Annotated in this window: 16 protein-coding genes; 10 read left to right on the top strand and 6 right to left on the bottom strand. The window is 50.5% G+C overall.

Annotated features, from left to right (window positions below; translation table 11 throughout):
* Positions 1 to 35 precede the first annotated feature (35 nt).
* Positions 36 to 749, top strand: coding sequence for a DUF1013 domain-containing protein (locus C0081_RS20725; RefSeq protein ID WP_101535647.1), 714 nt, complete (start codon positions 36 to 38; stop codon positions 747 to 749).
* Between the two features lie 94 nt (positions 750 to 843).
* Here C0081_RS20725 and C0081_RS20730 read toward each other — a convergent pair whose 3' ends face one another.
* Both C0081_RS20730 and C0081_RS20735 read right to left on the bottom strand, forming a co-directional pair.
* A complete protein-coding gene (locus tag C0081_RS20730) occupies positions 844 to 1,290 on the bottom strand; it encodes a TM2 domain-containing protein (protein ID WP_101535648.1) in 447 nt (148 codons plus the stop codon).
* 396 nt (positions 1,291 to 1,686) lie between these two features.
* Positions 1,687 to 3,588, bottom strand: coding sequence for a propionyl-CoA synthetase (locus C0081_RS20735; RefSeq protein WP_101535649.1), 1,902 nt, complete (start codon positions 3,586 to 3,588; stop codon positions 1,687 to 1,689).
* Positions 3,589 to 3,751: 163 nt separating this feature from the next.
* On the opposite strand from C0081_RS20735, the gene C0081_RS20740 reads away from it, so the two are divergent.
* A complete protein-coding gene (locus C0081_RS20740) occupies positions 3,752 to 4,507 on the top strand; it encodes a sulfite exporter TauE/SafE family protein (RefSeq protein ID WP_101535650.1) in 756 nt (251 codons plus the stop codon).
* A gap of 166 nt (positions 4,508 to 4,673) precedes the next feature.
* Positions 4,674 to 6,302 (top strand): acyl-CoA synthetase, encoded by a 1,629-nt coding sequence (locus tag C0081_RS20745; protein ID WP_101535651.1) that lies wholly within the window; start codon positions 4,674 to 4,676, stop codon positions 6,300 to 6,302.
* Positions 6,303 to 6,372: 70 nt separating this feature from the next.
* Here C0081_RS20745 and C0081_RS20750 read toward each other — a convergent pair whose 3' ends face one another.
* Positions 6,373 to 6,543, bottom strand: coding sequence for a YdcH family protein (locus tag C0081_RS20750; protein ID WP_101535652.1), 171 nt, complete (start codon positions 6,541 to 6,543; stop codon positions 6,373 to 6,375).
* A gap of 214 nt (positions 6,544 to 6,757) precedes the next feature.
* Here C0081_RS20750 and C0081_RS20755 point away from each other — a divergent pair, with 214 nt between their 5' ends.
* The 5 genes from C0081_RS20755 (at position 6,758) to C0081_RS20775 (ending at position 10,295) form a co-directional block, all read left to right on the top strand.
* A complete protein-coding gene (locus tag C0081_RS20755; protein WP_101535653.1) occupies positions 6,758 to 6,964 on the top strand; it encodes a YdcH family protein in 207 nt (68 codons plus the stop codon).
* Between the two features lie 170 nt (positions 6,965 to 7,134).
* Positions 7,135 to 7,644: a 5-(carboxyamino)imidazole ribonucleotide mutase gene (gene purE, locus C0081_RS20760; protein ID WP_101535654.1), complete on the top strand. Its 510-nt coding sequence runs from the start codon at positions 7,135 to 7,137 to the stop codon at positions 7,642 to 7,644.
* 24 nt (positions 7,645 to 7,668) lie between these two features.
* A complete protein-coding gene (locus tag C0081_RS20765; RefSeq protein WP_101535655.1) occupies positions 7,669 to 8,751 on the top strand; it encodes a 5-(carboxyamino)imidazole ribonucleotide synthase in 1,083 nt (360 codons plus the stop codon).
* A gap of 151 nt (positions 8,752 to 8,902) precedes the next feature.
* Positions 8,903 to 9,133 carry a 30S ribosomal protein S21 gene (gene rpsU / locus C0081_RS20770; protein WP_101535656.1) on the top strand — a complete coding sequence of 77 codons (231 nt, stop codon included), beginning with the start codon at positions 8,903 to 8,905 and terminating at the stop codon, positions 9,131 to 9,133.
* Between the two features lie 319 nt (positions 9,134 to 9,452).
* Entirely contained in the window at positions 9,453 to 10,295 is an 843-nt protein-coding gene (locus tag C0081_RS20775) for a tetratricopeptide repeat protein (RefSeq protein WP_101535657.1), read from the top strand.
* 90 nt (positions 10,296 to 10,385) lie between these two features.
* Here C0081_RS20775 and C0081_RS20780 read toward each other — a convergent pair whose 3' ends face one another.
* The 3 genes from C0081_RS20780 to C0081_RS20790 form a co-directional block, all read right to left on the bottom strand.
* Positions 10,386 to 10,520, bottom strand: coding sequence for an aa3-type cytochrome c oxidase subunit IV (locus tag C0081_RS20780; protein ID WP_101535658.1), 135 nt, complete (start codon positions 10,518 to 10,520; stop codon positions 10,386 to 10,388).
* 102 nt (positions 10,521 to 10,622) lie between these two features.
* Complete coding sequence (locus tag C0081_RS20785; protein WP_101535659.1) at positions 10,623 to 12,056, bottom strand: ABC1 kinase family protein; 1,434 nt, start codon at positions 12,054 to 12,056, stop codon at positions 10,623 to 10,625.
* A gap of 36 nt (positions 12,057 to 12,092) precedes the next feature.
* Positions 12,093 to 13,964 (bottom strand): M3 family oligoendopeptidase, encoded by a 1,872-nt coding sequence (locus C0081_RS20790; protein WP_101535660.1) that lies wholly within the window; start codon positions 13,962 to 13,964, stop codon positions 12,093 to 12,095.
* A 371-nt stretch (positions 13,965 to 14,335) separates the two neighbouring features.
* Here C0081_RS20790 and C0081_RS20795 point away from each other — a divergent pair, with 371 nt between their 5' ends.
* Together C0081_RS20795 and C0081_RS20800 are read left to right on the top strand one after the other, a co-directional pair.
* Complete coding sequence (locus tag C0081_RS20795) at positions 14,336 to 15,970, top strand: sigma-54-dependent transcriptional regulator (protein ID WP_101535661.1); 1,635 nt, start codon at positions 14,336 to 14,338, stop codon at positions 15,968 to 15,970.
* A gap of 126 nt (positions 15,971 to 16,096) precedes the next feature.
* Positions 16,097 to 17,839, top strand: coding sequence for a L,D-transpeptidase family protein (locus tag C0081_RS20800; protein WP_101535662.1), 1,743 nt, complete (start codon positions 16,097 to 16,099; stop codon positions 17,837 to 17,839).
* Positions 17,840 to 18,112: the final 273 nt, after the last annotated feature.

Consider the following 18,112-nt stretch of genomic DNA (forward strand, 5'->3'; position numbering starts at 1 on the left):
TTAAAATCCAGATTGAGCAACATTGAGGATGTACCATGTCGAATGCACCACTGATGCCGAAAGCTACCGCAGTTTGGCTTGTCGATAACACAGCCCTGTCTTTCGATCAGATCGCTGCCTTCTGCAAGCTGCACCCGTTGGAGGTTAAAGCTATTGCCGATGGAGAAGCAGCACAGGGCATTAAAGGGCTAGACCCCATTATGAACGGCCAGCTGACGCGCGAAGAAATCGAGCGGGCTCAGAATACACCGACCTATCGCATCAAACTTGCTGCGCCAAAAGTAACCGTTCCAGAGCCTAAACGCCGCGGCCCCCGTTACACACCGGTTTCCAAACGCCAGGATCGTCCCAATGCCATTCTTTGGCTCGTGCGCAATCACCCAGAGCTGAAGGATCCACAGATCATTCGTCTGGTTGGCACCACCAAACCAACCATTGAAGCCATCCGCAATCGCAGCCACTGGAACAGCGCACAGTTGAGTCCGATGGATCCTGTGACCTTGGGAATCTGCAAGCAGTTGGATCTTGATCTGGAAGTCAAAAAATCTGCAGCCGATGCGCCAGCGCGGCCTGAAATGGACGAACAGCAAACCCTGCTCTCCACCAGTGAAACAATCAATCCAGCAGATCCGTTTGGTAACTTCAAAAGCGTTGAGCAAGAGAAGCCCGATGACGAGAAAATACCGGACGCTGCATCTGTCTTTGCGAATTTCCAGCCCGCTGAACAAACAGACGAAGACGATCAGTAAAATGTCGCGCTAAAGCGCAAGCGATAAACAACAAAAGGCCGGGTCATTGACCCGGCCTTTTGTTGTTTATCGCTACGCAAGCTTCACAGAAAATCTAGAACCAGGATTTATTCCCTTGAACATAGACTCGCTCAAACTCTTCATCTGAGCGAGTGAGATATATAATGAATTCAACAAAAGCAATAAAGCCCATTATAAAAGTAGGAATGCCGATCAGAATGAGTCCTAGCAAAGATACGGCCAACATGATAACGCCCGCTGTATTTTTACCGAGATAGAATTTGTGGATGCCGAGCCATCCTAGGAAAAACGCAAGTAAAGCAGCTACAATCTTGTTTTTGCTATCAGTACCACTGCCGATCTCCATATAAATTTCACTTGCGTCGCCGGATGGATCCAATTGGAAATCCACCTTACCACCCGCACGCCCACCAAGAGATGACTTAATATCACCCTCAGAAAATACGTAGCGCTTGCCATCATCGCCACTGATCACACCTTGACCATTCGCAGCGTTAAAATCAAGTATTGTGCCCTTCATTGAACCATCCCTTAGAAACGATATACCCCACAACCACCCGCCAATCCAATGCGACGATTGGTTGTATTTAAGGCTTATCACTCCCTGTAATATCAATCAATAGATCATGCAATCGAAGGTAGTGCATTTGACCAGATAATAGGACACGATGCCGTTCGTAACGAGGGGCTTTGACACGGTTCTTTGGTCACTTATAAAATATGACTTAAAGCCCCCTTCTATAATGCGCCAAAAGATCACCAACTTACAGTATCTAATCCTAACGCCTGTTGCCGAGTGGATTGAAGTAAACGTTTCAAACCACTCGGCATTCTTAGACGGATAGACTATCCAAAAGCAATGAAGTGACCATTATGGCAAGCCCACAAAAACATCAGGCAACGAGCGTTCTGTTCACTAGATGCCATGCTCGCGCAGAGCCAGTTCGATTTCGTCCAGAATGGCAGGATCATCAATCGTAGCAGGCATTTTATAATCCTGATGATCAGCAATCGCTCGCATAGTGCCACGCAGGATTTTGCCTGACCTGGTTTTTGGCAAACGATCCACCGTCACAGCAATCTTAAAGGCTGCGACCGGCCCGATTTTCTGGCGCACCAGTTTGACCAACTCCTGTTCGATCTCAATAATCGGTCGATCTACTCCGGATTTAAGCACGACAAAGCCAGCAGGAAGCTGTCCTTTCAGCTTATCAGCGATCCCGATAACAGCACATTCCGCAACATCTGAATGACCGGCCAAGACCTCTTCCATCGCGCCTGTAGACAAGCGATGTCCAGCCACGTTGATGATGTCATCTGTGCGCGACATAATGTAGAGATAGTTGTTTTCGTCCATATAACCAGCATCGCCGGTCTGATAATAACCGGGAAATTCTTCCAAATAGCTGGTTTTAAACCGCTCATCATTCTGCCATAAGCCCGGCAGGTTGCCCGGTGCCATCGGCAGTTTAATGACGATATTACCCATCTCATTGGCGCCAACTTGATGACCATCAGCACCAACGATCTGCACATCATAACCCGGCATCGCTACGGTGGGCGACCCATGGATGACCGGCAAAAGCTCGATACCGACCGGATTGGCCGCAATCGCCCATCCTGTTTCGGTTTGCCACCAATGGTCGATAACAGGTACTTTCAGCATATCCTCGGCCCACTGCACGGTATCAGGATCGGCCCGTTCACCAGCAAGAAACAGTGTACGCAACTTTGAAAGGTCATACTTGCCGATAAAGGTGCCCTCGGGATCTTCTTTCTTGATTGCACGAAACGCGGTCGGGGCCGTGAATAACGCCACAACATCATGCTCGGCAATCACACGCCAGAATGTACCTGCATCAGGCGTACCCACAGGCTTGCCTTCAAACAACAGTGTGGTCGCACCATGCACTAACGGTGCATAGACGATATAGGAATGGCCAACCACCCACCCCACGTCAGATGCGGCCCAAAAAACCTCGCCGGGTTTAATGTCGTAGACATTCTCCATGCTCCATTCCAAAGCGACCATATGGCCACCATTGTCACGAACCACACCCTTGGGTTGACCGGTGGTACCTGACGTATACAAAATATAGAGGGGATCCGTCGCCAAGACCGGCGTGCAAGGCACTTCGCGACCAGCAGCAATAGCACTGGCAACAGCGGCACCGTAATCAACGTCACGGCCTTCGATCAGATCACAATGCAACTGTTCGCGTTGATAGACAATGCAAGCACTAGGCTTATGGGTCGCCAACGCCATGGCTTCGTCCAACAAGGGCTTGTAGGCAATGGTCCGGTTAGGCTCAATGCCGCAAGATGCTGAAATAATAGCCTTAGGCTTGGCGTCGTTCAGGCGGGTGGCAAGCTCATTGGCAGCAAACCCTCCAAAAACCACCGAATGAATAGCCCCAATCCGGGCACATGCTAGCATAGCAAATGCAGCCTGAGGAATCATCGGCATATAAATGACTACCCGGTCACCTTTCACCACCCCCCTATCCACAAGCACGGCAGCAAGAGCTTGAACTTGCGTTTTCACGTCAGCATACGAGAAGGTTTCTTTGCTATCTGTAATCGGGCTATCATAGATAATAGCGGCCTGATCTCCACGACCAGCATCAACATGACGGTCTAGGGCATTGAAACAAGTGTTGCACTCGGCCCCCGAGAACCAGCGACCATAAACACCAGCGTCCGCATCGAAGATTTTATCCGCGGGTTTGAACCAATCGATCTTCTCAGCAGCCGCGGCCCAAAAACCTTCTGGATCCTGCTTCCATCCTTCATAGACTTTTCTATATTCGGCGCTCATCAATGCCTCCCAGCGATTGTCGGTTTCCGCTTATGAATACCGCGTCAAACCGCCTCAGGTCTATTCGGCAAAAGGGGAAGGCAGGACAGATTTTCTTTGACTTTTTGCTGCAACCGAACGGATAAAGCGCACAACGCATTTTTTCCCACCCGAAAGCCACGGTATGATCACTGATTCGCTCTTCTATTTTGCCGCTGTTCCGGCAGTCATCCTCGTTGGGCTGTCAAAAGGCGGTTTTGGCGGCCCCTTAGCCATGCTGGGTGTGCCTATTATGGCTCTTGTGATATCACCGGTACAAGCCGCAGCGATCTTTCTGCCCATTCTGGTCATTATGGACATGGTGGGACTATATTCTTATCGCGGCAAAGCCAATTGGCCGGTTCTCAGAGGCATCTTGCCTTATGCCATGCTAGGCATTGGTGCTGGCTGGTACATGGCCGATCAAGTGGATGAAGAGATTATCCGCTTGATGGTCGGAGTGGTCGCCCTTGCTTTTGTCGCAGATTACATCTGGCGGGTTGTGCGCAAAAAACCGGTTGCAGCACGCGGATCCCTATCCGGAGTCATTTGGGGCTCGATTGCAGGCTTCACCAGTTTCGTCGCCCATGCGGGTGGCCCGCCTTATCAAATCCACACCCTTCCAATGGGCATGCATCGTGTGACCTTTGTTGCAACATCTGTTTATTTTTTCTCCATCGTCAATGCCGTAAAACTGATTCCCTATTTTGCACTGGGCCAATTCTCAACCCAGAATCTAACCACAACGCTTGTCCTACTGCCGATCGCTCCGCTGGCAACATTGCTCGGCATTTATCTGGTCAAACGCATCAGTCAGACCTTCTTTTATCGCCTTACCTATTTGGGTATGTTCCTATTGGCATTAAAGCTGTGCGCTGACAGCCTGCCCGCACTGCTGTAACAAAATCACGCAAAAAACCAAATTACCAATTGACGAAAGGTTCAGCTTGGCAATCATGGTATCAAGGGAAACACTTACCCAGACAGAAATTCCAGAAATGGCCGGAGCTGGCAAAGCAGACACAATCGGCAAAAGGCTTCAGTAATAGGAATGAGGAAAAGGCATAATGACCAATACTCCGTTTTCAACACATCTGGATCAGAATCCGGCCAATTATGTTCCTCTTTCCCCCATCACATTTCTGGAACGCGCAGCCACCACACACCCGGACCGGACCGCCTGGGTCCATGGCCAAGATCGCAAATCCTATCGAGACTTTTATGCCCGATGCCGCCAGCTGGGATCAGCACTCAGTCAGCGCGGACTGGGTCATAGTGATGTAGTTTCGGTTATGCTGCCAAACGTGCCTGCAATGCTGGAGGTCCATTACGGCGTGCCGATGATCGGGGCCGTAATCCATTCCATCAACACCCGTCTGGATCCGGCGATCATCGCCTTCCAGCTTGAACATGCCCAAAGCAAGCTGGTCATCATCGACACCGAATTTTCCGAGGTAATGAAAGAAGCCCTCGCCTTGGCTGACATCGATCCGGTGGTTGTGCAATATGAAGATCCGCAATTCACTCAGAACGGCCCCTATATTGGCGAGCTGGAATATGAGAATTTGCTGGATGAAGGAAATGCCGATTTCCAGTGGCCCGGTGTACCTGATGAATGGGATGCCATTGCTCTTAATTACACGTCAGGCACCACAGGGGACCCCAAGGGCGTGGTTTACCACCATCGCGGTGCTTATCTGATGGGGTATGCCAACATCATTTCAGCCAATCTGTCCAGACATCCGGTCTACCTCTGGACCTTACCAATGTTTCATTGCAATGGCTGGTGTTTCCCGTGGTCTATATCCGTTGTAGCGGGCACCCATGTCTGCTTGCGTTCGGTGCGAGCCAAACCGATCTATGACGCCATGGCTGATGAAGGCGTCACCCATCTGTGCGGTGCGCCTATTGTTATGTCAACGCTGCTCAGCGCCACAGAAGATGAAAAACGCGCCCTGCCTCATCAGGTGGACTTTATCACCGCGGCGGCCCCTCCACCCGAATCCATTCTTGCAGGCATGGCCAAGGCAGGGTTTCACGTCACTCATGTCTATGGATTAACCGAGACCTACGGCCCGTCAGTGGTCAATGAGTGGAAATCAGAATGGGATGAGTTAAATTCGGCCCAACGCGCCGCCAAAAAAGCCCGCCAAGGCATTCGCTACCCAGCGCTGGAAGGCCTGACTGTGATGAACAGCAACACGATGACGCCTGTTCCCGCAGATGGCGACACCATTGGCGAGGTCATGTTCCGTGGCAACATTGTCATGAAGGGCTACTTCAAAAACGAAGGCGCAACCAATCAAGCCTTCTACGATGGCTGGTTCCATTCTGGCGACCTCGCTGTACTGCACCCCGACGGCTATATTCAGCTCAAAGACCGCTCAAAAGATATCATCATTTCAGGCGGAGAAAATATTTCCTCTATTGAGGTCGAGGACGCGTTATACAAGCATCCCGATGTCGAAGCGGCCGCAGTGGTTGCCAAACCCGATAACAAGTGGGGCGAAACCCCTTGCGCTTTTGTTGAGCTGTCTCAAGGACACGAAACCTCAAAAGAAGATTTATTCAGCTGGTGCCGGGATCACCTCGCCCATTACAAAGTACCCAAAACAATCATTTTTGAAGACCTACCCAAGACCTCCACAGGGAAAATCCAAAAATATCTGCTGCGTAGAAAAGCAAAACATCTGTAGAATCGAAAACCTGCATACAAAAAAGCCGCAGTCACATCCGCGGCTTTTTTAACTGATTAGAGAGCGACGGTTAGCTCTCGGCCTTTAGCTGGGCAATTTCATCTCTTAATAGCAGTTTCTTTCGCTTCAATTCGGCTAAATCTAAGTCATCAACGGATGGATGGGCAAATTCCTCTTCGATCGTCTTATCCAGTTCATCATGCTTACGTTGCAGTTCCTGAATACGTGACTCTAACGACATACAGACCTCCATTGGTACGATTGAAACACTTCGATTGTTGCACAAGTATTTCAGACTGTCGACAGGTTTTGACACTTCACCAACACACTGTTTATTTTATACAACCAAACATTCCACTTTGTTAAATGTCATAAATGAAATAAATCTCAACTTGAAAATTACACGCATATAATATACTGAATTTGTTATCTTTTATCATACTGATTGCGGCACGATGACTCCCAAGGAAGAAGAAGAAATCCGCGCCAAAATGGCACAGTTAAAGACGGAACATTCGGATCTCGACATCGCCATTCAAGCGATGGTTGAAAGACCGGGCGGCAATGCCTTGCCCATTCAGCGTATGAAGAAAAAGAAGTTGTCACTCAAGGACGACATACAGCGCCTAGAAAACCGGCTTTTTCCTGATATTATTGCCTGATAGCAACTCTCTTGGACCAATATGAGACGCTGCAACAGCGCTTCCGGAACGGCAACGAATGAGCACCAAATGCGCACATCTTAAAGCTTGTCCCATATATAAACTTCTCTATACTCCCCGACCTTACACAGATTATCACCAGCCGATAAAATCTCTGCCAAGGATCTATCATGTCGCACTCCGGGCCATCCCCTCAGACTCCAGTCGCCATTATCATGGGTAGCCAGTCGGACTGGCCCACCATGCGTCATGCCGCTGAGGTCCTAGACACCTTGGGTGTCGCTCATGAAGCCAGAATCATCTCTGCCCACCGAACCCCGGATCGCATGGCTGATTTTGCTAAAGCAGCAAAAGCAGACGGATTTAAAGTCATCATTGCCGGCGCCGGAGGGGCAGCACACCTTCCTGGCATGACAGCAGCCATGACCCCCCTACCCGTTTTGGGTGTTCCGATTCAATCAAAAGCCTTGAGCGGACAGGACTCACTGTTGTCCATTGTTCAGATGCCCGCAGGTATTCCCGTCGGCACATTGGCCATTGGTCGCGCTGGCGCCGTAAATGCGGGGCTTTTGGCGGCGGCCATTTTAGCAACCACCGATGACGCCTTGGCAGAACGGCTAGATGCATGGCGCACGGCGCAATCAGATGCCATAGCACTGGCTCCGGTTGACCAAGATTAAAAGCAAACACAAAGGCACTCAATCATGCTGCAACCGGGCGATACTATCGGCATTCTTGGTGGCGGTCAGCTGGGCCGTATGATGGCACTGGCGGCGAGCCGGATTGGCCTCAAAAGCCACATCTATTGCCCAGACCCCAACAGCCCCGCTTTTGACGTAACGGCATTTCACACATGTGCCAGCTATGAAGACGAAGCAGCATTGGAAGCTTTTGCCCGATCAGTGCAGCGGGTCACTTATGAATTTGAAAATATTCCGGCTCCGACCGTTGAGTTTCTCAAAGCGCGCCTTCCTGTCCTTCCCGGCGACAATGTGCTCAAAACCTCACAGGATCGTCTGACAGAAAAGAACTTTTTCGCCTCAATCGACATCCCCACCGCGGGTTTCTACGACATTTCATCAGAACAGGACCTGCGCGATGGCGTTGCCAAACTGGGCCTACCTGCTCTGCTCAAAACCCGTCGCTTCGGGTATGATGGCAAAGGACAGGTTTTTCTCAAAAACGAAGCTGATTTGACAGGAGCGTTGGACGCAATTGGCAATCAGCCAGCTATTCTGGAAGCCTTTGTTCCATTTGAACGCGAAATTTCAGTCATCGCCGCTCGCAATGAACAGGGACAGACCGTCTCTTATGATATCGCTGAAAATGTGCACAAAAACCAAATCCTTAAGACAACCACAGTCCCGGCTCACATTAGCCCCGAGGTAGCGGCTCAAGCCCGTCAGATTGGCGAAAAAGTTGCGCAGGCTCTTGACTATGTCGGCGTGCTGGCCGTTGAATTATTCCTGTTACCAGATAGCTTTGATCAACGCCTTGTCGCCAATGAAATGGCGCCTCGGGTTCACAATTCTGGCCATTGGACAGAAAGCGCCTGCCTTGTCTCACAATTTGAACAGCATATCCGCGCGGTTGCGGGCTGGCCGCTGGGCGACACACGTCGGCATAGCGACGTTGTCATGACAAATTTGATCGGCGACGACATCAATGCTTGGCCCAAGCATCTCTCACATCCATCCAGTTCCTTGCATTCGTATGGCAAATCGGAGACACGAGACGGCCGGAAAATGGGACATCTGAATCAAATATCACCGATAAAAGGCGATTAAGCGCGGTTTTTAGTGATTTTTCATCAAAAGCTCTTGCTTACATATAGACAAGCCATCAACCGTCTGTTAGAACCGCCCAAACCTTCGGACACTGCCGAGGCGGTGGTCGATTTTTCGAAAATCCACACATCACGAACTTAGGGATTGACGCGTGCAAGTACTCGTCCGCGATAACAATGTTGACCAAGCCTTGAAGGCGCTGAAAAAGAAACTCCAGCGTGAAGGCGTGTTCCGTGAAATGAAAATGCGGAACTTTTATGAAAAGCCATCTGAAAAGAAGGCTCGTGAAAAAGCAGAAGCCGTTCGTCGTGCTCGCAAGCTGGCTCGTAAAAAGCTGCAGCGCGAAGGCCTACTTCCTTCCAAACCACGTCCTGCTCGCTAAGTTTTGCGAACAAGGTCCTTTGGAATGAATAGCGCAAACGGTTATGCAACAAGGTTTGGTGCCTGCTGATCAGGTCTCGCATGCGAGACCTGTTGTAAGTATGATGCAAACGCTTGTTCTTGTATCTAAGGCCCGATCAGGTTTTAATCTGATTGGTTATACTCCGAATCAGGTCTTCCAAGACTTTTCGGGGAGAACGTACGATTCGGCCAGAAATAGCGGGTAGTCGCCAAACTTTGAACAGACTTTCCTGTCAAAAGTGGCACACCCCTATTGCTCAATTTGAGCGTAGTCAATTTCTGACGAGGTCTGTCAAAAAATGCTCAGCAAGCGCCCTATCAAGCAGTTTCTTGCCATCACTTGTGTTTCTGTAACGCTCGCAGCGTGCCAGACGACAGGAATGGGTAATTCTTCTGACTTTGATCGAAATGCGGGTTCGGCTGACAACATCACCTCACTCAATCAGGTGATCGCACAGAATCCGAATGACGCGAATGCCTTTAACATTCGGGGCACGGCTTTTGGCCGTTCGGGACAGTTCAATCTCGCTATGCAGGATTACAATCGCGCTATTGCGCTTAATCCGCAATTCCATCAAGCTTTTGCCAACCGCGCCTTGATCCATAAAAAAATGGGAAATCTACAAGCCGCAGTTGATGACTATAATCGGGCAATTGTTCTCAATCCCGGTTATGACGTAGCCTTGATCGGTCGCGGTGACATTTTCCGCAATGAAAATGACCCCGCGCGCGCTATCTCGGACTATAACCAAGCAATTGTGGCCAAGACACGTGATCCGCGCGCCTATTATCATCGCGGTTTGATATTCCAGCAACAGCGCAATCACGATCAAGCAATTGAGGACTTTACTTTTGCCCTGAGTTTGGATGCTTCCAATACCGACGCATTCAGTTCACGCGGCATCAGCTATTTGGCTCAGAATGATATCAAAGGCGCGTTGGGTGATTTCTCCAATGCGGTCAGGATTGATCGAAGCAATTATCGGGCCTGGACCAATCAGGGCATCGCGCTGGAAAAAGTGGGCGACTACAGCAAGGCCTTCGATTCCTATTCCAGAGCCAAGGTTATAAATCCCAATTACAGTCCTGCTATCAATGGCATGAACCGTACGCGAAAGCTCAAAAATCAGAGCAAAGCGTAGGAACCAATCATCGCTGTATCACCGGAATCAAAAAGCACGCCCTTGAGCGTGCTTTTTCACTATTGCCTTGCTTATGCTGAGCCAACTTGATCAGAGCAATGTGATTGCCATGAAAACAAGAACTACAATCCCTACAATGGTGCCGTATTTGAACATTGCGATGAAACGATCATAGGTTTTGTTGTGTTCGTCATAGTCCATGACTGGATTGAGTTTGTCCGCCATTTATATCCTCCTCCAGCATCCCGCTGGGCCGATAGGTAATTTGTCTGCGGCAACATAGCGCATCAAACATCATGGTGCAATTAGTAGCTTAGCTGCATTGTCCTATTCGACCGGACCAAAGCTCTCATCAAACCCGCCAGGCGCGGCAGGCAACAACCGTCGAGCAGCACGCACACGCTCGGCAGAGAAATTCTCGATCTGCTTGTTGAACATATCATAGAAATTCAATTCCGCTTTCAGATGCAAGAAGACACCGCCCAGCCCGACGGCAGCACGGTTCATGAAAACAAATTCCCGCGGCACAGTCACCGGCCCCAAACGCTTTAATTCCTGACCAACTTGGAAAGCTTGCCGACGACCATACTCAGCAGGGCTGATACCATCAGCAATCGTGCGCACGCGATCATCTAGCATAGGACCATAGATGAATTTGGCCCAAACATTGAGCGCATGTACCATTTCCGTGCTGAGATTAGAAAAGCCCCACGTCTCATAAGCATGCACAATCTGATCGTGATCCTCGGCCAATATACCGTGATACAGGTCGACAACCCCCTGCACAAACTCGGGCCGAAAAATCCGGATGCAGCCATAGTCATACAGATTGATGCCACCGATCTCGCCATTCTCTTCAAACGCAGAGTAATTGCCCAAATGAGGATCACCGTGAATGATGCCCTGATGAGCAAACGGATACCACCAAGCGTCAAACAAACAGGTTGTTAGATAATTGCGCTCTTCTTGGCTATGGTTGCGATAATCCAACAGCTTACGGCCATCAAGCCACCCCATTGTCAGCAGGCGAGGTGTGGATAGCGTGTCAAAAACTTTAGGAACCCGAATGCCAGAATGGTCACGCAAGATGTTGCGGTACAAATGCATGTGCCAAGCTTCGCGCACATAGTCGAGCTCCTCACGCACCCGATCCCCCAGCTCCTTTGCCACTTCGCGCGTATCGATGGCACTCTGGATGCTACGATGCACAGCAAACAGCATATTCAGCTGCTTGAGGTCGGCCTCTACAGCGGAGGCCATATCTGGATATTGCAGTTTGCAGGCAAGCTGAGAGCCATCCTCCAGCGTTGCTTTATGCACTTGGCCCAACGAGGCCGCAGCGGCAGGTTCATGACTGAAGTCTGCAAAACGGGAGCGCCATTGAGCCCCGAGTTCAGACCGCATGCGGCGTTTGGTAAATGCCCACCCCATCGGTGGTGCATCAGCCTGCAGCTGCGCGAGCTCAGCTGAATATTCTGGCGGCACGACATCGGGCACAGTCGCCAGCATTTGCGCGACCTTCATCAAAGGACCTTTGAGATCACCCAACACACGGGCCAAATCGGCAGCCTCTCGCCCAATGTCATTGTTGTTGCGGCCCAAAATACGAGAACCGGCAGCGCGCGCAACAAAGCCGCCTACGCCCGCATTGACGCGGGCGTAGCGCTTAACGCGTTGTCCAAACCGGTTCTCATCGTCATAAGCGCCCCCCTTGTCAATAAGGGGCAATGCCTGATCATCAGGTGTCTTTTCTTTCGCCATAACAGCTACGCTCCAAGATCAACCTGACAAAGAGCTTTATGCGCCTTCCAGCGCTTCCAGCTCGTCAATCAGGGACTCCACAACCGAAAGACCTTTCGACCAGAAACCGGGATCGCTGGCATCCAGTCCGAAAGGTGCCAACAACTCAGAATGATGCTTGGTTCCACCTGCGCTCAGCATATCGAAATATTTCTGAACGAAGCTCTCATCGCTATTCTGATAGACAGAATAAAGCGAATTGACCAAACAATCACCAAAGGCATAGGCATACACATAGAATGGGGAATGTATGAAGTGCGGAATATAGGCCCAATAGGTCTCATATCCCTCACCCAATCGAACAGAAGGCCCCAAACTATCTGCTTGTACGCTCATCCATAGCTCGCAGATTTGGTCTTTCGTCAATTCTCCTTCACTGCGTGCCGTATGCAGCTTGCGCTCGAATAGATAAAAAGCAATCTGGCGCACCACAGTGTTCAACATATCCTCGACCTTGCCCGCAAGCATGGCACGACGTTCTGCAACAGACGATGTTTTGGCAAGCAGAGACCGGAACGTCAGCATCTCACCAAAAACACTGGCGGTTTCAGCGAGGGTCAATGGTGTCGGAGCCATTAAAGCCCCCTGTTTGGCGGCTAAGACCTGATGAACACCATGCCCAAGTTCATGAGCCAAAGTCATCACATCGCGTGGTTTCCCCATATAGTTGAGCAACACATAAGGGTGTACACTTGGAACAGTCGGATGGGCGAAGGCTCCGGGAGATTTGCCTTCTCGCACAGCGGCATCAATCCAGCCTTTAGCAAAGAACTGCTCGGAAATTTCGGCCATCTCAGGTGCGAAACCACCATAGGCCTCTTGCACGATATCCTTGGCTTCGGGCCATTCAATGGTGCGGGTCGGCACCGCTGGCAACGGCGCATTGCGGTCCCAGTGGTCCAAAGCATCTTTACCAAACCATTTGGCTTTCAAGGCATAATAGCGATGGGAAAGGCGCGGATAAGCATCCTCAACCGCGACCACCAAAGCATCGACCACTTCACGTTCCACACGGTTAGCCAAGTGGCGGCTATCTGCCACATCTTCAAAGCCGCGCCACGTGTCGGAAATAGATTTGTCTTTGGCCAAAACGTTGGAAATCAGAGAAAAGGTCGACAGGTTGTCTTTAAAGGTGGTCGACAAGGCATTGGCCGCCACACGCCGTTTCTCGCCGTCAGAATCCGTCATCAGGTTAAGCGTCTGCTCAATGGCCAACTCTTTGGTTTCACCATCGACCTCCACGGAGAAGCGCAACCCTGCCATGGTTTCGTCGAACAACCGGTTCCAAGCCATCGCGCCAGTGACAGACTTTTCATAGAAAAGCTTCTCAATGGCATCATCCAGTTGATAAGGCTTTTCCTTGCGCAAATCATCAAGCCAAGGCTTGTAATGGGTAAGCGCAGCACTGTTAGCGACGGAATCATCCAGCAACGCGTCTTCCACGCGGTTCAGTTCCAGCTCGAAGAACAAGAGTTGGGTTGATATCGTTGTGATTTTTTCCTGCACGTCACCATAGAATTTGGCGCGCGCGGAATCGGTGGTATTACCCGAATACATCAGACCGGCAAAACTGATCAACTTGCCCATACGCTCTTGCATCGCTTCATAACGCTTGAGGCCCTCAGCGAGACTATCACCGCCTTTTTCAGACAGCATCGCGCTGAGCTTGCCCTGAAAGTCAGCAGCGAATTGCTCAACTTCACTTTGGCATTGGGCAAAATCGGCTTTCAACGCCGGATCGTCCAGACCACTATACAGATCATCCAGATTCCATTCCGGCAGGTCTGCAAGCACTTTGTTGGCACCAGCCTGATCTTGAGCGGCAAATGCGGCGTTGAAGGATGAGAGAAGAGAAAGTGCAGCGACCATGAATGAGTTTCCAGAAAATCGGTGAATATGGGTGGCAGGATCGCATCCAACCAGCATGAGAATGCCCCTTTAAGATAGGCATTCATTCGGGCACGTCAAATGCCTTAGCCAAAATACAGGCAGCAATGAGGCTTTGCACAGAGCAAACCATCTTGTTTGACAGTATGTGCGCCCGGCTATGCACACAAATTTTTGCGAGACTATAACCATAAATTAATGTGCCATTAACCGATAGGCCGCATCGTGGTTCAAAATGAAACAACGATGGCCTGTGCACTGGCTCACTTGAAGGCAACGCATCAGCGCTTTCGTTCGTAGGCAGCACCTGCTCTGCTCGGGTGATTCTCCTTAAAACAAGGCATTGGCACAACATGAGTGAACATATCCTAGTTGTTGATGACGATCCGGTGCAACGCCGATTGCTTGAAGCGATTGTTCAAAAAAGCGGCTTCCAGTCAGTTAGCGCCGAAAACGGCGAGCAGGCTTTGGCTATTCTCGACCAGCATCCCAGCGCCTATTTTGACCTGATCATCCTAGACCTTGTTATGCCAAACCTTGACGGCATGGGGGTTTTGCAAGCACTGCAGAAAACCGCCATAAAGGCCCCGATCATCGTCCAGACAGCCCATGCTGGCATCGATACCGCGGTGAATGCCATGCGCGCGGGGGCCTTTGATTTTGTCATCAAACCCGTAGCCCCCGAGCGCTTGCAAATCGCCATGCGCAACGCCTTAAAGGTCAATGCGCTGGAAGAAGAAATCACCCGCATTCGATCAAAAAGCCAAGGCAGCTATAGTTTTAAAAGCATCATTTCTTCCAGCGAAGCCATGGCTCGGGTGCTCAATTTAGGCCAACGGGCCGCAAAATCACAGATTCCTATTCTGATCGAAGGAGAATCAGGAGTCGGTAAAGAACTGATCGCAAAAGCCATTCAAAATGCGTCCAATCGCGCCAACAAACCCTTTGTGACGGTCAATTGCGGTGCCATCCCCGACAACCTTGTCGAAAGCATCCTGTTTGGTCATGAGAAAGGTGCCTTCACAGGTGCCAGCGAAAAACACACCGGAAAATTTCTTGAGGCCAATGGCGGCACTTTATTTCTTGATGAAGTTGGCGAACTACCGCTGGAAACACAGGTCAAACTGTTGCGCGCACTGCAAGAAGGAGAAATTGATCCAGTCGGCGCGCAAAAACCGGTAAAAGTGGATTTCCGCCTCATATCCGCCACCAACAAGGATTTGATTCAGCAAGTCAAAGACGGAAAATTCCGAGAAGACCTGTATTATCGCCTCAATGTCTTCCCTATTCGCGTGCCCCCGTTGCGTGATCGCAAGGACGACGTTCCGGCGCTGGCAAAGAATTTCCTCACACGGTTCGCCGCCGAAGAGGGCCGCAAAAGCCTTTCCCACATCACAACACAAGCACTGTCTCTGCTGCAGACATATGACTGGCCGGGCAACATCCGCCAATTGGAAAACACGGTTTTCCGAGCGGTGGTTCTGTGTGACGGAGATCAGCTAACGATTGAGGAATTTCCGCAAATCGCCAGTCAGGTCAGCGCATTCAGCGAAACCGTCGTTAAGGCCAGAGCCCCCTACCCTGAGCATCTAATCTACACCGAGCCGATGCACGGGATTGAACAGCAACGAACAGGGGACGAAATACAAAACGTCGAGTCAGCTGTTCAATATTCCCCAACTCTCCCTCTTTCCAACCAAGACGCCCACAATGTTCAAACCATTCATGCTTCGACAGCGCCAGAAGCACCCCGCCAACAAGATCCTTGGGGCTTGCTTCGCTTGCTGGATGAACATGGCAACATTCGCCCTCTGGCCGAGTTGGAAGCAGAAATCATTGGTCGCGCCCTGACCCATCATGACTATCGGATGTCCGATGTCGCCCGCCGCTTGGGCATCGGCCGTTCGACTCTTTATCGCAAACTCAAGGATTATGGTCTTGAGCAAGAAGGAGAAGCATCAACAGATGAAGGCGCAAAAGCATCGTGATCGTTGCACAGCTGCTACACAACCGGATTGTTGTCGAAATTGTGATTCGATTTGTGTTGCTTCTTGGCTCCAACAACGCTTTTGATTTGTTCAGGGTGCAAAAAGATTCGGATAGCAGGACACAACATGATGATGAGGACCACAACGGCTTTGATGGCGATATTGATCGCAGCCACAGGCACCGCCATGGCGGCATCCCAGCCCTCCCTTTCGTCTCGAGAGCCCATTGAGCTTTTCGGGCACAGTCCTGAAACCGCTTTGCGCCCCGAAATCGAGGCTAGAAGCCGTATCAATCAAATCCTGAATAACATGGCGCGCGTTGACACTCACGGAGTGGATCAATTGGCCGATCAGGATACGTTCGATGCTCTGAAGGACGCCATTGGCAGCATTCCGCACACCAAAAATTTTCTACAAAAACGAGACAACGCAGCTCTGGTCGCATTTTATTCAGACCGCGATTTTCAAACCGCTTGGTTTGAAAATGGTGCATGGACCAAACAAGCGCGGAAACTGATTTTTGCACTATCTCGTGTCGATCAAGACGGCCTGAACCCTGCCGACTATGAGACCCCTTTACTTTCAATTGCCAGAAACAAAGGTGCCAGTGCTCAAGACATCGCCCTTGCTGATATCAAATTGTCCATCGCTTTGACTCGTTACACCCGCCATGCCTATGCAGGCCGAGTGGACCCCCGCAGCTTTTCCAAAAAAGAAGTCACAGTCAAACCGCACTATCCCGATTCAATAGAAGCACTGAACAGCATCGCAACCGCAAGCGACCCGGTCGCCTTGATGCGTAGCTACAACCCACCACTCAAAGGGTTTGTGCAGCTCCGCGAAGAATATAACCGCCTGCGCATGGCCAAAAAGGCAGAAACGACGCCCCCCATTCCGGATGGCAAAAGCATGAAAGCCGGCATGCAAGATGCGCGCGTGCCGCTGTTGCGCAAAAAGCTGGAGTTACCAGAAGCGCTGGAGAATCCAACGCTTTACAGCAAGGAGTTGGCGAAAGAAGTCAAAGCCTTTCAGGCTGATAACGGTTTGATTGCAGACGGAATTGCAGGCAAGGCCACTCTTCGTATCCTCAACGACAACCGCAAGGATCTTCTTGCTGATATCGTCGCCAATATGGAGCGCTGGCGCTGGTTGCCACGCGATCTTGGCGATTTCCACGTCATGGTCAATATTCCGACCTATCATGTTCAGGTGATGAATGGCGATCAGAAGCTCCACGAAACTCGTGTCGTCGTAGGCAAGTCATCCAACAAAACGCCGGTATTCTCGGATCAAATGGAATATCTAGTGGTCAATCCCTATTGGAACATTCCAAGGTCCATTGCCACCAAAGAATTGCTACCGCAGATCAAATCTGATCCTTCGGCTTTCTTTTCCAAAAGAAACTACCAAGTATTGGCCAGCGTAAAGGGGCGTACACAGGTCGTTGACCCGTCCCTTTTGGACTGGGACAAGGTGGACGCCAAGCAGGTGCGGCTGCGCCAACCACCAGGCACACGCAACGCGCTGGGCAATATCAAGTTTATTTTCCCCAATCAACATGCCGTTTATCTGCATGACACCCCGTCGCGCAGTTTGTTCAATCGGGACTATCGCGCATTCAGCCACGGGTGCGTTCGCGTTCAAAACCCGATGGATTTTGCAGAGATCATCCTGTCCCAGACTAAGAACTGGAACGCAAATCGGGTTAAGAAAATGATCGGTGGCAATGAACGCCGCGTGAATCTTTCCAAGAAAATCCCGGTTCATTTGGTCTATTTCACCACTTGGATGTCTGACACAGGCACGCTACAGATCCGCTCTGACATCTATGGCCACAACGCCAAAGTCAAAAAGGCGCTCAATCTCTAGCCTTTGGTATTGGTGGGTGCCTGCGCGCACCCATCGCCATCTTTTGCCCCTATTTTACTTATAAGCAAGATGCGTCTGTTCCACTATCACGGGACAAGCGGAGTCATAATTTCGCGTATTCTGCTTTCGTTAACCTAAAGCAAAGCATAATGCTGTTTGAAGCAACAACGAAATCAGCTAGCATAGACGTGTCATCGCCAGCCTTGTTATTTCGTTCCTAGACCTCTTGATCTGAAAGACAGGTTCAACGAGGTGGTGAAACTTAAGTCAGTG

The sequence above is a fragment of the Cohaesibacter celericrescens genome (assembly GCF_002866925.1).
GTDB lineage: Bacteria > Pseudomonadota > Alphaproteobacteria > Rhizobiales > Cohaesibacteraceae > Cohaesibacter > Cohaesibacter celericrescens.